The 16,213-nt window shown below is 69.5% G+C and carries 12 protein-coding genes; all 12 read left to right on the top strand.

From position 1 onward, the window contains the following. On the top strand, positions 1–1,881 hold a 1,881-nt coding region (locus tag D7Y11_RS17720; protein WP_126934263.1), incomplete at its 5' end, for a tetratricopeptide repeat protein. Positions 1,882–1,884: 3 nt separating this feature from the next. Beyond that, on the top strand, positions 1,885–3,003 hold the full coding sequence (locus D7Y11_RS17715; protein WP_121753371.1) for a DUF4388 domain-containing protein: 1,119 nt from the start codon (positions 1,885–1,887) through the stop codon (positions 3,001–3,003). Between the two features lie 96 nt (positions 3,004–3,099). Beyond that, positions 3,100–4,179 carry a PhoH family protein gene (locus tag D7Y11_RS17710; protein ID WP_120576353.1) on the top strand — a complete coding sequence of 360 codons (1,080 nt, stop codon included), beginning with the start codon at positions 3,100–3,102 and terminating at the stop codon, positions 4,177–4,179. A gap of 214 nt (positions 4,180–4,393) precedes the next feature. Then, on the top strand, positions 4,394–6,907 hold the full coding sequence (locus D7Y11_RS17705) for an HDIG domain-containing metalloprotein (RefSeq protein WP_120576354.1): 2,514 nt from the start codon (positions 4,394–4,396) through the stop codon (positions 6,905–6,907). Beyond that, the gene (ybeY, locus tag D7Y11_RS17700) at positions 6,904–7,785 is read left to right on the top strand and encodes an rRNA maturation RNase YbeY (RefSeq protein WP_167548707.1); all 882 of its coding nucleotides are present in this window, start codon (positions 6,904–6,906) and stop codon (positions 7,783–7,785) included. Before D7Y11_RS17705 ends, ybeY begins: the two co-directional genes overlap by 4 nt. Before the next feature lie 51 nt (positions 7,786–7,836). Further along, positions 7,837–9,159, top strand: a complete 1,323-nt coding sequence (locus tag D7Y11_RS17695) for a DUF4105 domain-containing protein (protein WP_126934262.1) — start codon at positions 7,837–7,839, stop codon at positions 9,157–9,159. A 50-nt stretch (positions 9,160–9,209) separates the two neighbouring features. Further along, positions 9,210–10,332 (top strand): peptide chain release factor 2 gene (prfB, locus tag D7Y11_RS17690; RefSeq protein WP_233596844.1). Its coding sequence is split into 2 segments (ribosomal slippage): positions 9,210–9,278 and positions 9,280–10,332, totalling 1,122 coding nucleotides; the frame shifts between segments, so codons are not numbered across the junction. A gap of 156 nt (positions 10,333–10,488) precedes the next feature. Then, positions 10,489–11,121: an RNA polymerase sigma factor gene (locus tag D7Y11_RS17685; protein WP_120576356.1), complete on the top strand. Its 633-nt coding sequence runs from the start codon at positions 10,489–10,491 to the stop codon at positions 11,119–11,121. Next, positions 11,118–11,498 (top strand): anti-sigma factor, encoded by a 381-nt coding sequence (locus D7Y11_RS17680; RefSeq protein WP_120576357.1) that lies wholly within the window; start codon positions 11,118–11,120, stop codon positions 11,496–11,498. The genes D7Y11_RS17685 and D7Y11_RS17680 overlap by 4 nt, the downstream gene beginning before the upstream one ends. Positions 11,499–11,587: 89 nt before the next feature. Further along, positions 11,588–13,147: a lysine--tRNA ligase gene (gene lysS / locus D7Y11_RS17675; RefSeq protein WP_126934261.1), complete on the top strand. Its 1,560-nt coding sequence runs from the start codon at positions 11,588–11,590 to the stop codon at positions 13,145–13,147. Positions 13,148–13,159: 12 nt separating this feature from the next. Next, entirely contained in the window at positions 13,160–15,529 is a 2,370-nt protein-coding gene (locus D7Y11_RS17670; protein ID WP_126934260.1) for an ABC transporter permease, read from the top strand. Between the two features lie 2 nt (positions 15,530–15,531). Then, positions 15,532–16,206: an ABC transporter ATP-binding protein gene (locus tag D7Y11_RS17665; protein ID WP_120576360.1), complete on the top strand. Its 675-nt coding sequence runs from the start codon at positions 15,532–15,534 to the stop codon at positions 16,204–16,206. Positions 16,207–16,213: the final 7 nt, after the last annotated feature.

Genomic DNA, 16,213 nt, shown 5'->3' with positions numbered 1-16,213 from the left:
CCCCCGCCCGTCATCGTCCCGTCCCGTCCCGCGCTCACCCCGGTGATGGCGCCGAAGGTGACGGACGCGGAGCTTCTGGCCACCTGGGAGAAGTGGAAGTCGGCCCGTTCCCGCAATGATCTCGCCGCGGCGGAGGCCGCCCAGAAGGAACTGCTCACGCTGCGCGAGGAGGTGCTCGCCTCCGACCTGGAACCCCTGAGCATGGGCTTCGTGCGCGAGGCCGGGGTCCGTCGCCGTGCCGGGGACCTGAAGGGCGCGCTCGCGCTCCTGGACGTGGCCGTGGCCCTGTCGCCCGGGCTGCCCGCCGCGCGCTTCGCCCGGGCGGAGGCGTACGTGGTGGAGGAGCCGCTGAACGTGCCGCGCGGGCTGGGCGAGTGGAAGACCGCCCTCGTGACGCTGCTCGGAGACGCCCGCTACCGCCGGCCCGCGCTCACGGACCTGGGCGCGCTGGTGCTCGCGGCGTGGGCGGCCACGGCGGTGGCGGTGGTCGCGGTGCTGTTCCTGCGGCGGATCCGCTACGCGCTGCATGACTTCCACCACCTGCTCCCCCGGGCGGTGACGCGCTGGCAGTCCGGACTCCTGGGCTTGATGCTCCTGTCGCTGCCCGCGGTGCTGGGCGCGGGGCTGGTGCCGGTGCTGCTCCTGCTCTTCGCCTCGGTCGCGCTGTACGTGGGCCGCGCCGAGCGCTGGGTGGCCGCGGTGCTGCTCATGGGCCTGGGCGTGATGCCGCTGGCCGCGGGGACGCTGACGCGCTTCACCGTCTTCGCCGGCACGCCCGCGGAGGACGTCTATCTGCTGGAGCGCGGGGGCCTGTCCGCGGGGGGCGCGGCGGCCCGCGTGCGTGCCCGCGCGGAGGCTCGCACCGCCCGCTTCCAGGAGCTGGGCGCGCTCGCCTGGTACGAAACGCGCCGGGGACTGCTGGAGGAGGCGCGGGCGGACTTCAAGGCCGCCTCCGCCCTCAAGTCAGGCGACGCGCGGATGCTCACGCGCTTCGGCAACGCGCTCATGGGCCTGGGCGACGTGGACGGCGCGGTGCTCCTCTACACGCAGGCGTCCAAGGCGGATCCGTCCATGGCGGATCCGCACTACAACCTGGGGCAGGTGTACCGGCGCCGGGCCCGGCTCCTGCCGGATGATCAGCTGGGCAAGGAGCTGGACCGCTCCACCTCCGCCATCGCCCAGGCGCAGACCCTGGACAACTCGCTCCTGCGCCGGGATCCGCCCCCGGAGGACCGCCCCCTGCTCAACCTCCTGCTGCTGGCCCCGACGGTGCCGGAGCGCGACTGGATGGAGCTGGCGGACGGCACCCAGGAGGGCGCCCGCGTGGAGGGCCAGGTGGGCCGGTGGCTGTCGCCCATCCTGCCCGCGGGCCCGGTGGGCTGGGGGCTGACCGCGGCGCTCGCGGCCCTGGTCGCCGTCTTCGGAGAGGCCTCCTGGCGCATGAAGGCGTCGCGCGGCTGCGAGCGGTGCGGAAACGCCGTCTGCCTCCGCTGCGACAAGGACCTGTCCGTGGGCAGCGCGATGTGCGGCCAGTGCGTCCACGTCTACGCGCGCAAGAGCCAGGTGCCCAAGGAGTTCCGCTCGCGCAAGCAGGGCGAGGTGGACCGCCACCAGGCCTGGACGAAGCGGGTGACGTACGCGCTGGGCAGCCTGGTGTCCGGCGCGGGCCACGTGGGCACGGGCCTTCCGGTGCGGGGCGCCCTCTATGCCTTCCTGTTCAGCTTCGCGGTGGCCGCGCTGGTGCTCCACCGGGGCCTCGTCCGCACGCCGTACGGGGATGCTCCGCTGTACCTCAAGCTCGTGCCCGCGGGCACGGTCCTCTTCTTCGTCTACCTGCTGACCCTGCGCGGCCTGCGCCGCCACCAGCGGGGGGAGGCCTGAGCCATGGCCCTCAAGGGCACCCTCAAGGATTTCGGAATCGGCGACATCCTGCAGCTGATTGGTCAGCAGCAGAAGACGGGCACGCTCCACCTGCGCAACAAGGACCAGGAGGTGCGCGTCGGCTTCCAGGACGGCCACATCATCAAGGCCGAAAGCCTCACCCGGAAGCGCAAGGAGCTCATCGGCGCCATGCTGGTGCGCGCCGAGATCATCACGGAGACGCAGCTGGTGGCCGCGCTGGAGGTCCAGAAGCGCACCCTCAAGCGGCTGGGTGACGTGCTGGTGCAGAGCCACGCCCTCACCGCGGAACGCTTCCAGCACATGGCCCAGCTCCAGGTGACGGAGACGCTCTACCGCCTCTTCACCTGGAAGGCGGGCACCTACGAGTTCATCCAGGAGCCCGTGGAGCCCGGCCCCGAAGGCATCACCCCGCTGCGCGCGGAGACGGTGCTGATGGAGGGCTTCCGGATGGTGGACGAGTGGCCCGTCATCCGGAAGCGCATCCACCGCGACGACATGACCTTCGAGCGCGTCAAGGCGCTCCCGCCGCCCCGCGCCAACGCCGACGAGGGCGGGGAGCTGGGCGTCATCGGTCCGACGGAGCGCCACGTCTACGAGGAGATCGCCGTGGGGCGCGACCTGCGCCGCATGGTGGACCTCAGCGGCCTGGGCGAGTTCGAGACCTGCAAGGCGCTCTACAACCTGGTCAAGGGCGACTATGTGCGCGCCATCGACCCGGAAGGCCGCGCGCCCGTGCCGGAGGACAACCGCCTCGTCGCGCGGGTGGCCGGCCCCCTGGGGCGCATCGCGGTGACCATGGCGGTCATCGCGGGGCTGGCCTTCATCGCGTCCCGCTGGGCCGGGGGAAGCGGCCACGAGCCCGGCGCCTCCCGGTTGGGGGATCCCGCCGCCCAGCGTCAGATTGCCCACGCGCAGCGCGTCCGCATCGAGGCAGCGCTGGAGGTGTTCCAGCTGGAGAAGGGAACCCTCCCGGAGCGGTTGGATGCTCTGGTGGATGCCGGATTGTTGAGTCCGGAGGAACTGCGCTACCCGTGGCGGGAGGAGTATTATTACCGTCGCACGGACGCCCGGCAGTTCATCCTCCTACCGCCCGTGCGCTAGCCCGCGGGCAGGCTCGCCGTCGAGAGATGGCGGGCGTGGGGGGAGGGGCGGCGTTAAATTGAGGGCAAGCGATCACTGAACGAGGAATGACGCGCATTGCGAAATCCCGCCACGCTGGAAGTGCCCGCAGCCCGCGCTGAAACCACTCCCACCTCCGCCAAGGTGGACGTCCGTGACAACGAGACGACCCTGGCCCTTTGCGGAAATCAGAACGAAAACCTCAAGCTGATGGAGCGGCGCCTGGGGGTCCGGGTGGGGCAGCGCGGTACGGAGCTGCTCCTATCGGGGCCCGCGGACGCGGTCGCCTTCGCGGTGCGCCTCGTGGAGAACCTGGAGGGGATGATCCGCGCCGGACGCCCCGTCTACCGCGAGGACGTGGAGCAGGCCATCAAGGTCCTGGGCCGCGGCACGGAGTCGTTGCAGGAGGTGATGCTCGGCACCGTCCTCAAGAGCTCCGGCAACCGGCAGATCGCCCCCAAGAGCATCGCGCAGAAGCGCTACGTGGACGCCATCCGCAACCACGACATCGTCTTCGGCGTGGGCCCCGCCGGCACCGGCAAGACGTACCTCGCCATGGCCATGGCGGTCGCCTTCCTCCAGGAGCGCAAGGTCAAGCGCATCATCCTGGCGCGCCCCGCCGTGGAGGCCGGTGAGAAGCTCGGCTTCCTCCCCGGCGACCTGGCGGAGAAGGTGAACCCGTACCTGCGCCCGCTCTACGACGCGCTGCACGACATGATGGCCGTGGAGCGCGCCCAGGCCCTGGTGGAGCAGGGAGTGGTGGAGGTCGCGCCGCTCGCGTTCATGCGCGGCCGCACCCTCAACGACGCCTTCGTCATCCTCGACGAGGCGCAGAACACCACCGTGGAGCAGATGAAGATGTTCCTCACCCGCCTGGGCTACAACAGCAAGGCGGTCATCACCGGCGACGTGACGCAGGTGGACCTGCCCACGGGCAAGCTGTCCGGCCTGAACCACGCGCGCTCCGTGCTGAAGAACATCGACGGCATCCACTTCTCGGAGTTCTCCGACGTGGACGTCGTGCGCCACCCGCTCGTGCAGGAGGTCATCCGCGCCTACGAGCGCTCCGAGGCCGCCCAGAAGGCCGCCCCGGCGGCCCGCGAGGCTGCCTCGGCCTCCGAAGGCGCTGCCCCCGCGGTGGAACGCACGGAGTCCTGACGTCGTGACGCCGCACCCGCCACCCCCGCTCCCAGCCTTGCGCCGGGACGGGGGTGGAGTCGCTGGGTAACCCACACTGCTGCCTGTTGGCTTACCTGCAAATATCGCAGAGCGAACTGGCGTCCGGGCGGCGGCTGTCCCACCCTCACGAATTTTCCCCGTCGCTGCTTCCTTCTAGGGAGCCTGACGTCTTCGCAGGGTGAGGAGTTCCCCCATGGCCGATCCTGAATCACCAACCCCCGGGCCCAGTCCGCTGGACGCGCTCGCGGTGCGCCTGGGGCTCGGGCGGCGTGGGGAGTGGGGTCGGCGCATCGTGCAGGCCTTGTTGCTGCTCGTCGTCTCGGTGGGGGCGGGCTTCGTCATCTCCCCGGGCCTCTACAGCCAGCAGATTCCGGCGCTCACCACGGAGAACCTGGGCAAGCCCTTCCGGGCCAACTCGCCCGCCGGCTTCAAGGCCGCGCGCGACTACGACATCGTCCACCAGTCGATGACGGAGCAGCGCCGCCGCGAGGCCCGGAGCGCCGTGCGCCCGGTGTACGACCTCAACCCGGCGGTGGTGGGCAACCTGCGCGCGTCCGTGCGTGCGGGCTTCGCCTCCGCTCGCGAGCACCTGGAAGAGGAGAAGGACGCCCGCGCCGAGGAGACCCCGCAGGAGGACGGCCAGACCAAACGCCGCCGCGCCGCGCCGCTCACGCCGGAGGCCCTGGAGCGCCAGCGCCGCGACCGCGAGGAGATGCAGGCCCGGTTCCAGGAGCAGCTCTTCGGCCAGAGGGACGCGGGGCTGGAGTCCGAGGACTTCCAGGCGCTCGTCGCCAACGGCTTCTCGGAGGAGTCGGAGACCGCCACCCTGGTGCTGCTGGACCGGGCCTACCGTGCGGACGGCAGCCAGGTGTACGTGGCCGGCTCGCGGGAGGAACTGGTGCGTGAGGCACCCCAGGGCCTCACCGTGCGCGACGTGCAGCACAAGAACGAGGAGACGCTGCCCGCGGGCGCCGCCCAGGTGGTGGACATGCGGGAGGCGCACCAGGAGATGGACCGGTTCGCCTCCGTGCCCGGCAACGTGATGCCGGAGGCCCCGGCGGTGCAGCGCCGCGCGGTGCTGCGCATCGCCAAGCGACTCGTGCGCCCCAGCCTGACCATCAACATCGCGGAGACGGACCTGCGCCGCCGGCTCGCGGGCGACGCGGTGAAGGACGCCGTCATCGCCATCAAGAAGGGCCAGCGCGTCATCGGCGACGGCGAACTCGTCAACGAAACGCACCTCGTCATGCTGCGCGGGATGCGCGCGCAGACGGACCGACTGGACCTGCTCCAGCTCCAGGTGGGCGGCACGGGCCTGGTGGCCCTGCTGGTGGTGGCCTTCTACGGCTTCTGCCGCGCGGCCTTCCGCCGCTTCCGCCCCACGCGCAAGGACGGCATGTTGCTGGGCCTGTTGCTGGTGGGCCTGTTGGGCCTGCTCCAGGTCTGGGTCTCCATCGCGGACGCGGTGCAGGACCGCTACACGGCGCTGCCCATCGAAGCGTTCTATTACGCTTTCCCGGTGGCGGCGGGCGCCATGCTGGTGCGCTTCATCCTCGCGCAGGAGCTGGCGCTGTTCTTCGCCATGGTGTTCGCGTGCCTCGCGGGCGTGATGCTGGGCAACTCGCTGGCGTTCGGCATCTACACGCTGGTGGGCTCGCTGGTGGCGGCGGACCGCATCGTCAAGGCGAAGGACCGCGTGGGCATCTTCCGCGCGGGCCTCGTCACCGGCATCGCCAACCTCATCGCGGTGATCTTCCTGTTCCTCGTGGAGGGCAAGGGCCTGGCCGGGGACACGCTGATCACCGCGGTGTGTGCGTTCTTCGGCACCGCGCTCGCCGTCCCGGTCATGGTGATGGCGCTGACGCCGCTCATCGAGGCCACGTTCGGCTACGCGTCGGACATCAAGCTCTTGGAGCTGGCGAACCTGAACCACCCGGCGCTCAAGGAGCTCATCGTCCAGGCGCCCGGCACGTACCACCACTCCATCATCATCGGCACGCTGGTGGAGAACGCGGCGGAGACGATTGGCGCGAACCCGCTGCTGGCGCGCTCGTGCGCGTACTACCACGACATCGGAAAGGGCCGGAACCCGCTCTACTTCGGGGAGAACCAGAAGGGGGAGAACCGGCATGACGGGCTGGCGCCCGCGATGAGCGCGGTCATCATCAAGCGCCACGTGACGGAAGGCCTGGAGATGGCCCGGCAGTACCGCCTGCCCAAGCTGGTGGCGGACGCGATTCCGCAGCACCACGGCACGCGCACGGTGGGCTTCTTCTTCCACAAGGCCATGAAGGAGCAGGAGGGCAAGGAAGGCGCGCCCCCCATCGACGAGAGCATCTACCGCTACCCGGGCCCCAAGCCGCAGTTCCGCGAGGCGGCGCTGGTGATGATCGCCGACGCGGTGGAGGCCTCCACGCGCTCCATGCCGGACCCCACCAGCGCGAAGCTCCAGGCGCAGGTGCAGAAGATCATCAACATCATCTTCTCCGAGGGCCAGCTCGACGAGTGCGACCTGACGCTCAAGGACCTGAACCTCATCGCCCAGTCCTTCCTGCACACGCTGGAAGGCATCTACCACACGCGCCCCGTCTACCCGGCGGGCGCGATGGGTGGGGGCAAGGGCGGAGGCGCGCCGCTGATGATGGCGCCCGCCCCCGCCAAGACGGAAGCGAAGGACACGAAGGTGCGAACGGCGGGCATGTCATGAGCCGCAAGGTGGAGGGCGTGAAGCTGCGCAAGGGCAAGGTGATTCCGCGCGACGACGGCAAGCGCATCGAGGAGTTCGTGGGCGTGGCCAGCACGCAGACGGAGTCCGCGTCCGTGGCGCGCATGCGGGCGCCTCCGGGCTGGAGCGAACCCGCGCAGAAGCCTGAGTTCGACGAGGTGGTGCTCGTCCTCACGGGCGAGCTCACCCTGGTGGTGGACGGCAAGCGCGAGCGCATTGGCGCGGGCGAAGTGGGCCTGGTGCCGCGCGGCAAGCGCGTGGTGTACCGCAACGACTCGCAGGGCGCGTGTGACTACTGGTCCATCTGCGCCCCGGCGTTCCGCGTGGAGCTGGCGCACATGGAGAAGCCGGCGCCCAAGGCGAAGGCCGCGGACAACCACGTGACGGTGCAGGTGGCGCACGGCCAGGGCGCGGACTACGAGCGCCTGCTCACCACCTGGTCCCGCGACTACCTGAAGCGACTGGGCCTCACCGACTGCGAGCTGTCGCTGTCGCTCGTGGGGGACCGGGCCATCCGCCGGCTCAACCGCACCTGGCGCCAGAAGGACAAGGCCACGGACGTGCTGTCCTTCCCCGCGGGCGACCTGCCCAAGGGCACCCCGGGCCCGCGCCCGCTGGGCGACGTGGTCATCTCCCTGGATACGGCGAAGCGGCAGGCGAAGGAGTACGGCCGCACGCTGGAGTCGGAGATGGGCCGCTACCTGGCGCATGGCCTCCTGCACCTGCTGGGGCATGACCATGAGAAGCCTCGCGACGCGAAGCGCATGGCGGCCCTGGAGGAGCAGCTCCTGGGTGAGCGGGGCATGGTGGCGGACTCGCTGACCATCGACTCGCGCGCCCGCCGCGCGAAGCTCATCTGAAATCCCCGCCGGGGGGCTTGCGGCCCCTCGTGCCTCGTGTTGGATGGAACGATGCCCCGCCTGTCGTCTCTCATCGTCGCAAGCCTGTTGGGTCTCCTGCTGTCCGCGTCCCCCGCGCGCGCCGCGTCGGTGCCGCCGTGGGGCACGGGCGAGAGCCGGGGCGAGGACCTGTCCATCTGGCTGGTGACCTTCAGCCCTGGCGACGACGTCTTCTCGTGGTGGGGCCACGGCTCGCTGGTGGTGGAGGACCGCGCCCGCCACATGCAGCGGCTCTACAACTACGGGATGTACTCGTTCGACGACCAGACGGTGGTGCACTTCGCCAAGGGCCGTCTGGAGTTCTGGGTCGGTGAGTCGAGCGTCAACGGCACCTTCCGCTTCTACAAGTCGCTGGGGCGCGACGTGCGCGTGCAGGAGCTCAACCTCACGCCGGAGCAGCGCGTGACGGTGGCGAAGAAGCTGGCGGACAACGTGCTGCCGGAGAACCGCGACTACCTCTACGAGCACTACAGCGACAACTGCGTGACGCGGCTGCGCGACATGATCGACGTGGCCGTGGGTGGCCGGCTGTCCGAAGCGGAGAAGGCCCCGGCCCGCATGACGCTGCGCGAGCACACGCGGCGCTACACGTCGGTGAGCCCGCCCGTGAGCTTCCTGCTCGACTTCATGATGAATGACTCCATCGACAAGCCCATCACCCGCCGCGAGGAGGCCTTCCTCCCGGACGAGCTGGAGCAGCAGGTGGCGGAGCTGAAGGTGCCGGGCCCGGACGGGCAGCCGGTGTCGCTGGTGGAGAAGCAGTGGGACTTCTACGCGTCGCCCACGCGTCCGCGGCCCCCCGCGCAGCCCCCGAACTTCGGTCCGTGGATCCTCGCGCTGGGCGTGCTCCTGGGCGGCGCCGCGCTGGGCCTGGCCGCTTGGGAGAAGAAGGGCAGTCGCGCGGCGCGCATCCTCCTGGGCCTGGAGAACGTGGTGGTGGGCCTGGTGCTGGGCATTCCCGGGCTGGCGCTCGTCATCATGTGGGTGGGCACGAACCACGTCGTCACGCACCACAACGAGAACCTCTTCCTCGCGAACCCGCTGACGCTGCTGGCCGTGCCGTACGGCCTTCGCCTCACCTGGAACAGCGCGAAGGCGCGGGCGCGGCTCAAGTGGGTGTGGGGCCTGCTGGTGGCCACGGGCGCGCTGGGACTGGTGCTCAAGGTGCTGCCCTGGTCCGACCAGGACAACTGGCGCGCCATCGCGCTCATCCTGCCCATCTCCCTGGGCATGGCTGGTGCGTTCTGGCTGGACCGGCTCCGGGCGCTCGTGCCAGGAACGGCGCGCACGCCGCCCCGTCAGGATGCGCAGGCCTCCTCGCTCAAGGCCTCCTGAAACACCCCGGCTTTCCCAACTGTTTCGCAACGAAGGAGACGACGAACACCATGGCGAACGATTCGATGGAGAAGATCCACGCCCTGAAGGAGCGCCTCAACGCGCTCCGGGGGCATCTTTGACCTCGACCGCAAGCGGTCCCGCATTGCGCTGATCGAGCGTGACTCCACGCAGCCCGACTTCTGGAACGACAACACCAGGGCCCAGGGCCTGCTGAAGGAGAAGTCCGCGCTGGAGGCCAGCGTGGGCGCCTTCGACAAGACGATGCGTGGGCTGGACGACGCGCAGACGCTGCTGGAGCTGGCGGCGGAGATGAACGACGAGGCGAGCGCGCAGGAGGCGGAAGGCACGCTCGCGTCGCTGGAGGGCGAGGTCGCGAAGCTGGAGCTGGCGCGGATGCTCTCGGGGCCGCAGGACCGCAGCAACTGCTTCATGGACATCAACCCGGGCGCGGGCGGCACGGACTCCATGGACTGGGCCGCCATGCTCCTGCGCATGTACACGCGCTACGGTGAGACGAAGGGCTGGAAGGTCGAGATCAGCGACGCGTTGCCGGGCGAAGAGGCGGGCTTCAAGAACGTCTCCCTGCGCATCGAGGGCGAGAACGCCTACGGCTACCTCAAGGCGGAAGTGGGCGTACACCGGCTGGTGCGCATCAGCCCCTTCGACGCCAACGCGCGCCGGCAGACGGCCTTCGCGTCCGTGGACGTGTACCCGGAGGTCGACGACAGCATCCAGATTGACCTGCCGGAGAAGGACTACGAGTTGAAGTTCATCCGCGGCAGTGGCGCGGGTGGCCAGAAGGTCAACAAGACGTCGTCCACGGCGCAGCTGCGGCACCTGCCCACGGGCATCATGATCACCTGCCAGACGGAGCGCTCGCAGTCGGCCAACAAGGACATGGCCTTCCAGATTCTGCGCGGCCGCCTGTACGAGCTGGAGATGAAGAAGCGCGACGCCGAGCGCGACGCGGCCGAGGCGGCCAAGAAGGACATCTCCTTCGGCTCGCAGATCCGCAGCTACGTGCTGGCGCCGTACCGCATGGTCAAGGACCTGCGCACCGGCGTGGAGACGGGCAACGTGGACAAGGTGCTGGACGGTGACCTGGAGGAGTTCGTCACCGCACAGCTGCTGGGCGTGAAGAACCCCAACCGCAACGCCGCCGCGGACTAAGGACAGGGCGCCCTGTCCGGATGCATCCCACCCCTCCCGGGCCTTGAGTCCGGGAGGGGTTTTCCATGTCCGGGAACCTTTTTTCCGGGGCCGGTGTCAGGGGGCGGGGCAGGGTGGTGCGGTAGGATGGAGTAGGCCCTACACGGGGAGGCGCGGGTGTCACCGGGCGGAGTGCTCGACGTCGGACAGCAGGCCCTGGCCCCCGAGGCCCAGGCCGACCCGCGCCGCGAGGAACAGGCGCTGCTCGTCCGGCTGCGGCGCGGGGACCCGGAGGCCTTCGAGTCACTGGTGCACCAGCACCAGGACCGCCTCTACGACTTCTGCTTCCGCATGGTGGGCGACCGCGAGGAGGCCCACGACCTGGTGCAGGAGATTTTCGTCAGCGTGCACCAGAACGTCCGGCGCTTCCGCGAGGACGCGCGCCTGTCCACGTGGCTGTTCCGCATCTCCAAGAACCACTGCCTCAACCGGCTGAAGTACCTCCAGCGCCGGGGGCGGGGCCGCTCGGAGGTCTTCGACGAGATGAGCGCCGCCGCCATCGCGGAGGGTGGGGGAGCCCCGCCTCAGCCGGACGCCGCCCTGGACGCGGCGCGTGAGCGGGCCCGGGTGCAGCGGGCCATTTCCCAACTGGACCCCGATGCGCGCATGCTGGTGGCGCTGCGAGACATCGAGGGCCTGAGCTACGACGAGATTGTCGACATCACCGAGCTGCCCGAGGGAACCGTGAAGAGTCGGCTCCACCGGGCACGCGAGAAGCTGGCGGACCTGCTGGGGCGCTTTGAACCATGAGCGGCGGCGGGTGGAGGTCAACGGACGTGGAACCTCGATTGGATCACCGGGAGGCGAAGGCGCTGTTCCTGGCGCTCGCCGACGAACAGCTGCCTGCCCCCCAGGAGCAGGCGGTGCGCAGCCACCTGGACGGCTGTGAGGAGTGCCGCCAGGGGTGGGACCGGTACGCCCGCACGGTGGAGCGGGTGCGCACGGTGGAGCGGGAAAAGGCCCCGCCCGCGCTCGCGTCGCTCGTGGCCGCCCGCGTGCGCCGCCAGCGCCGCTTCGGCCTGAAAGGCCTGCACCTGGCGCATGCCCAGCACCGCTTCCCGGTGGAAATCCTCATCCCGCTGCTGTTGGCCGCGGCGGTGGGCGCATTTCTCTTGATGTCTTCCTGACGGTCATTTCCGGGGCCGCTACCCCCTGGGATGCGTTGCGTACCGGGGGAGGCTTGGCTACGGTGCCGCGCCTTTCACACGAGCGCGTCATGGCCGACACCGAGAACAAGACCCCCCCAGGTGAGAAGAGCGGCGAAGCGGCGGACTCCAGCTCCAAGGAGCAGGAGATCTACCAGCAGCGGTTGGACAAGGCCGCCAAGTGGCGCGAGGCCGGCTTCAACCCCTACGGCAACGGCTACGCGCCCAAGGACGTGGCGCAGCGGCTCCACGACGACCACGGCCAGAAGACCGCCGAGGACCTGGACAAGGATGCCCCCCAGGCGGACGTCGCCGGCCGCATCGTGGCCATGCGCTCGTTCGGCAAGGCCGCGTTCATCAAGCTGCGCGACCGCTCCGGCGAAATCCAGGTGCACGTGAAGAAGGACGCGCTGGGGGACCTCTATGAGGTCTTCAAGCAGTGCGACCTGGGCGACTTCGTCGCGGCGCAGGGCACCGTCTTCAAGAGCAAGACGGGCGAGTTGTCCATCGCGGCCACGAAGTTCATCCCGCTCACCAAGTCCCTGCGCCCCATGCCGGAGAAGTGGCACGGCCTCACGGACGTGGAGGTCCGCTACCGCCAGCGATACCTGGACCTCGTCTCCAACCCGGACGTGAAGCAGGTCTTCCTGAAGCGCAGCAAGCTGGTGAAGTTCATCCGGAGCTTCCTCGACGGGCGCGACTTCGTCGAAGTGGAGACCCCGATGATGCACCCGCTGGTGACGGGTGCGGCGGCGCGGCCGTTCGTCACGCACCACAACACGTACGACATCGACCTCTACATGCGCATCGCGCCCGAGCTCTATCTGAAGCGGCTCGTGGTGGGTGGCATGGACCGCGTCTACGAAATCAACCGCAACTTCCGCAATGAGGGCATCAGCACCCGGCACAACCCGGAGTTCACGATGCTGGAGTTCTATCAGGCGTACGCCACGTACGAGGACCTGATGGACCTCACGGAAGAGATGCTCTCGGAGGCCTCCCGCCACGTCACCGGCGACTCCAAGGTGAAGTACGGCGAGCACACCATCGACTTCGGCAAGGGCTGGAAGCGCATCCCCATGCCGGAGGCCATCCGGGAAGCCGTCCCCAGCCTGTCCGACAAGGACATGGTGGACGTGGACCGCCTGCGTCACGAACTGCTGAAGACGGTCCACTCGGAGGCGGAGCGCCGCGCCGTGGACGCCATGAACCACGGTGAGCTGGTGGGCGCCCTCTTCGAGGCCCACGTCGAGCACACGCTCATCCATCCCACCTTCATCACCCAGTATCCCACCGCCGTCTCCCCGCTCGCCCGCCGCAACGACCAGAACCCGGAAATCACGGATCGGTTCGAGCTCTTCGTCGCGGGCCGGGAAATCGCCAACGCCTTCTCCGAGCTGAACGACCCCCTGGACCAGAAGGGCCGCTTCCAGGCCCAGCTGGACGCGAAGCAGCGGGGCCAGCAGGAGACCATGGACTACGACGAGGACTACATCCGCGCCCTCGAACACGGCATGCCGCCCACGGCCGGTGAAGGCATCGGGATTGATCGCGTCGCCATGTTGTTCACGGACGCCGCCAGCATTCGTGACGTGATTCTCTTCCCCCTCCTCAAGCCGCTGGCGAAGTAGCCACGAGGCCTCGTGCACCCCGCCGAACGGCAGACCGATTATCGCTGGCCCCTCCTGTGGGCCGGCGCCCTCGTGGCCCTCGTGGGAGCCATCCTCCTGGGGGTGGCCATCTCCGAGTCCGAGGCGTGGGCCGAGGTGGCCGGCGCCCTGGGCCTCTCCTTCGTGGGGTGGGGCGGGCTCGTCCAGTCCTTCGACGCCGGGGCGCTCGCCCTGGGCGCCCAGAAGGCCACGGCCGTGGCCGGCCCCAAGGCCCTGGTGGCCGGGACGCTCGTCTGGCTGGCCGGCTGGGGCCTCATCGCCGCCGGCATCCGCCGCGCGCCGGCCTCCGGTGAGGGGCCCAGCCCCGCCGCGGGTGCGCCCCTGTACCCGCGCCTGGCGCGCTACCGGGACTTCTACTGGAGCACACTGGGCGCCTACGGCGGCGGCATCCTGCTGGCGGAGCTTGCGCTGCTGCTGCTCCAGACCGTGCTCTCCAGCGGCGTGCCGTCCGACCTGGGCGGCGCGGCGCGCGAGGCGAGCGGAGGCCTGTCGCTGCCTCCCACCATCGCCTTCGCCATCGCCTTCATCGTGAGCATGGGCGTGGCGTTCGCGTCCGGCTTCGTGGGCGCGTCCCGGGCGCAGCGGCTGTCGTTCCCGGAAGCCACCATCGGCGTGTTCTACCTGGGCCTGCCGGTGCCCATCCTCCTGTCGCTGATGGAGCGTGTGCCGTCGCTGCAACTGGCGCTGGGCTACCGGCTGCGCGAGGTGACGTACGTCGCGGGGCTCATCGGCCGGCCGGAGCTGGCGTACTGGCTCGTCTTCGCCGCGCTGGTGCTGGCGCTCGTGCTGGGCATCAACACGGGCTTCATCGCGGCGGGCAGCGGCCGGGTGGACCTGCGGCTGGGCTTCGAGCTCTTCGTCGCGCGCCGGCACGTGGCGGTGTTCCGCCCGTCGCTGCTGTTGGGCGCGCTCGCGGTGCTGATGTTCGGCATCGTCCCGCCGCTCATCGTCTACTTCATCATCCGCGGGGCGGAAGCCGCCGTGGAGCGCACGCGCGTGAAGTCCCTGGGCCTGGCGGATCCGCTCGCGGCCGCGTCCGCGCAGCACCGCATGAAGCTGCATGAGCAGTCGCCCACCATGATGATGACCGCGCTGTCCGTGGGCGGCGTGGGCGTGGGCGTGATGGCGCTCATCATCGTGCTCAGCGTGATGAGCGGCTTCGAGGCCGACCTCCAGCAGAAGATTCTCGGCACCAACGCGCACGCGGTGGTGTCGCGCTACGCCGGCGATTTGCCGGACTACGACAAGGTGATGCAGCAGGTGAAACGCGTGCCCGGCGTCGTGGGCCAGACGCCCTTCATCATCAACCAGGTGATGATTGCCTCGGAGGGCAACGTCGACGGCGTCATCATCAAGGGCATCGACCCGAACACGGTCGGCTCGGTGACGGACCTGCCGCAGAACATCCTGCCCGGTGGCGACCTGGGCCACCTGGAGCAGCCCGCGAAGATCCTCCCCAGCAGCGCGGTGGAGGACGCGGAAGGCAAGAAGGACGCCGAGGAGGAGGACCCCATCATTGGCAAGCCCTCCAAGCCCGCGAAGCCCACGGTGCTGCCGGGCATCATCATCGGCCGGGAGCTGGCGGCCTCGCTGCGCGTGGTGGTGGGGGACCGGGTGAACGTGGTGTCCCCGCTGGGCACGGAGCTGGGGCCGTCCGGTCCCATCCCCAAGAGCCGCGCGTTCCGGGTGGCGGGCGTCTTCTACTCGGGCATGTACGAGTACGACTCCAAGTTCGTCTACATCCTGCTCAAGGAAGCGCAGGACTTCTTCGCCGTGAAGGGCGCCACCGGCATTGAACTGAAGGTGGCGGACATCGACGACGCGCGCCGCATCGCCAACCAGGTGGTGCGCGTGCTGGGCGGCTACCCCTACCGCGCGCGCGACTGGGGCGAGATGAACAAGAACCTCTTCTCCGCGCTGCGCCTGGAGAAGCTGGTGATGGGCATCATCCTGTCCATCATCATCATCGTCGCCGCGGGCCTCATCGTCGCCACGGTCATCATGCTGGTGCTGGAGAAACGGAAGGAGATCTCCGTCCTCAAGGCGCTGGGCGTCCCGGACGGCGGCATCGTGAAGATCTTCCTCGCCGAAGGGCTCCAGATTGGCGTGGCCGGCGGCGTGCTGGGCCTGTTCTCCGGCCTCGCGTGGTGCCTCTTCATCGAGAAGGTCGGCATCAAGCTGGATCCGGAGGTCTATTACATCCCCGCGCTGCCGGTGCGCATCGAACCGGTGCAGACAGCGCTGGCGGTGATCATCGCGGTGCTCGTCACCTACCTGGCGTCCATCTACCCGGCCCTCAAGGCGAGCAGCGTGGAACCGGTGGAAGGTCTGAAGGCGGAGTAGCCATGGCGCTGTTGTCCATCCGCAACGTCTTCAAGAGCTACTTCCTGCACGGCAAGCGCATTGACGTGCTGCGCGACGTGTCCCTGGACATCAACGCCGGCGAGCTCGTCTCCATGATTGGCGCGTCCGGCGCGGGAAAGAGCACCTTCCTGCACGTGCTGGGCACGCTGGACGCCCCCGCCGCCGGTGAAGTCCTCTTCGACGGCAAGTCCGTCTTCTCCATGAACGACGCGGAGATCGCCGAGTTCCGCAACCGCACCATCGGCTTCGTCTTCCAGAGCCACTACCTGTTGCCGGAGTTCACCGCGCTGGAGAACGTGGCCATGCCCGCGCTCATCCAGCGCAAGGACCGCACCCCCGCCTACGCCTACGCCCGTGAGCTCCTGGAGCGCGTGGGCCTGGGCAGCCGCGTGGACCACCGCCCCGGTGAGCTGTCCGGCGGCGAGGCCCAGCGCGTGGCCCTGGCGCGCGCGCTGGTGCTCAAGCCCGCGGTGCTGCTCGCGGACGAACCCACGGGCAACCTGGATCCCACGACAGGCGAGGGTATCCACCAGCTGCTCCGGGAAGTGAACCGGGACCTGGGAATCACCGCCGTCGTCGTCACGCACAACGAGACGCTTGCTCGCTCCATGCCCCGCCGTCTGAGACTGGCCGGCGGGCAGGTGTCGGAGGCCTGATGGCCGC

It is taken from the genome of Corallococcus sp. AB018 (assembly GCF_003986945.1).
GTDB classification, from domain to species: domain Bacteria; phylum Myxococcota; class Myxococcia; order Myxococcales; family Myxococcaceae; genus Corallococcus; species Corallococcus exiguus.
This window is presented reverse-complemented; position numbering and strand designations above follow the sequence as displayed.